The organism is Aminobacter sp. P4_H6_2, assembly GCF_056400805.1.
This window is the reverse complement of record NZ_JBFUKO010000898.1, coordinates 1-1,616: the sequence shown is the minus strand read 5'-3', so window position 1 is coordinate 1,616 and position 1,616 is coordinate 1. Positions and strand designations below refer to the sequence as shown.

General features: G+C 60.8%; 2 protein-coding genes. Both read left to right on the top strand.

The features are described 5' to 3' along the window. Nucleotides 1-2: 2 nt before the first annotated feature. Nucleotides 3-914 (top strand): ABC transporter permease, encoded by a 912-nt coding sequence (locus AC1DUU_RS31450; RefSeq protein WP_476787216.1) that lies wholly within the window; start codon nt 3-5, stop codon nt 912-914. A 3-nt stretch (nt 915-917) separates the two neighbouring features. Beyond that, nucleotides 918-1,616: ABC transporter permease (locus AC1DUU_RS31445; RefSeq protein ID WP_476787215.1), on the top strand; the 699-nt coding region annotated here is incomplete at its 3' end.

Genomic DNA, 1,616 nt, shown 5'->3' with positions numbered 1-1,616 from the left:
GGATATTGCAGGCGATCCCGACCGTTATCGCGGTCGCGCTTTTGATTTTCGTCATCTTCTCGGTGGTTCCGGGAAGCTTCACATCCAGCCTGATCGCCGACGGGCGATCAGCATCCGACCCTTTGCTTGTCGAGCGGCTGAACAAGGAATTCGGCCTCGACAAGTCGCTGCCCGAACGCTTTACCTCTTACGTCTACGATCTTGCGCGTTTCGACCTCGGCACCTCGTTTCGAACGCGGCAGCCTGTGACGGACGTGATCGGCGCGCGGCTATGGCCGTCGCTGAAACTGGCAATGGCAGCGATGGTCTTTGCTGTGGTTTTCGGCGTGCCGCTGGGGTTTCTCGCAGCACTCAAGCCCGGCAGCATTCTTGATACGGTGACAATGATCGGCGCGGTTTCGGGCCTGTCATTGCCGCAGTTCTGGCTCGGCCTGCTGTTGATGTATCTCTTCGCGCTCCAGCTCGGCTGGCTGCCCAGCTTCGGCTACGGAGATGGCGGGCTGCGCTATCTGATCCTGCCGGCGATCACGCTGGGCCTGACGCCTCTGGCGCTGCTTGCCCGCACGACCCGCGCCGGCGTGCTCGAAGTGATGAATGCCGATTTCATTCGCACAGCATATTCCAAAGGCATGAGCAGTGGACGCGTCGTGCGCTGGCATGTGACGCGCAACGCGCTGGTGCTGATCGTCACGACCATCGGCCTGCAGTTCGGCTCGCTGATGGGACAGGCGGTGGTGATCGAAAAACTGTTTTCCTGGCCGGGCCTTGGCTCATTGCTGGTCGACAGTGTCGCGCTGCGCGACATTCCGGTCGTGCAAGGCAGCATCCTCGTCATCGTCTTGTGGTTTTTGCTCATCAACACGATCGTCGACGTCGTCTATGCCGCGATCGATCCACGTATCAAGCAGGACTGAGCCATGCGTATCCAGTTCAACCTGATCGTTGGCGGCTTCCTGACGGCACTGGTCATTCTGGCGGGACTTTTCGCACCCTGGCTCTCACATCTTGACCCGGTTCTCGACGCCGACCTGATGAACGCCGAATTGCCGCCGGACTGGACATTCTGGTTTGGCACCGACGCGCAAGGCCGCGATATCTACACACGGGTGCTCTATGGCGCCAGGATCTCGCTGACCGTGGGCATCGTGTCCCAGCTCATCAACACTGTGATCGGTCTCGCGCTGGGTATCTCGGCCGGCTATTTCGGCGGCTGGTGGGACGACCTGGTCAATGGGCTGACCAACGTCATGCTGGCCAYTCCTTCGCTGATCTTTGCCATCGCCATCATCGCGATCCTCGGGCCGGGATTGCCGAGCCTGCTGATCGCGCTGGGGCTTACCAACTGGTCCTGGACCTGCCGTATCGCGCGTAGCTCAACCTTGTCGCTCAAGGGCCTCGGCTACGTCCAGGCTGCGAAGACGCTTGGCTACGGCAATATCCGCATCATGATCACCCAGCTTTTGCCGAACATGATGGGTCCGATCCTKGTGATCGGAACCTTGGGCATGGGCGGTGCTGTGCTGTCGGAAGCCGCGCTATCGTTCCTCGGGCTTGGCATTCGCCCGCCCTTCCCCAGCTGGGGCAGCATGCTCACCGACGCGCGTGAACTCATCGTC